The sequence below is a fragment of the Nonomuraea sp. LPB2021202275-12-8 genome (genome assembly GCF_037044575.1).
Classification (GTDB): domain Bacteria; phylum Actinomycetota; class Actinomycetes; order Streptosporangiales; family Streptosporangiaceae; genus Nonomuraea.
On record NZ_JBAHWD010000170.1, the window covers coordinates 1 to 386 of the forward strand.

At 67.1% G+C, this 386-nt stretch carries 1 protein-coding gene; it reads right to left on the reverse strand.

Annotated features, from left to right (window positions below; translation table 11 throughout):
• Window positions 1-14: 14 nt before the first annotated feature.
• On the reverse strand, window positions 15-386 hold a 372-nt coding region (locus tag V5E28_RS49230; RefSeq protein ID WP_336217219.1), incomplete at its 5' end, for a transposase family protein.

The window sequence follows — 386 nt, forward strand, 5'->3', positions numbered from 1 at the left end:
TCACTGAAGTGATCTCAGCGAATTGTCGGTAGGTAGTTGTGCTCGAAGTGGGTGAGGACAAGCGCTGCGCGGGCGATGTCGCCGATTTTGCTGGGGCTGACGGTGATGTGCTGGAGGGTGCGCCAGCGGCCTTTGAGCAGGGCGAATCCGCGTTCGCCGAGACAGCGCAGGGCGCGTAGGAGCCGGTTGTAGGTGCGGTTGTCCGGGCTGAGGATTTGGTTGCCGTCGGGCTGCCTGATCGGGGTGTGGATGCCGATTCCGGCGCCGTCGTAGCCGCTGTCGGCGAGGGTGGGCAGGCCGGCTGCGGCTGCGGCGTACAGCGCGCCCAGTACCTGTGCGCGGGCGGCGGTCAGATCGTGGACGGAGCCGGGTTCGACCTCGGCGAT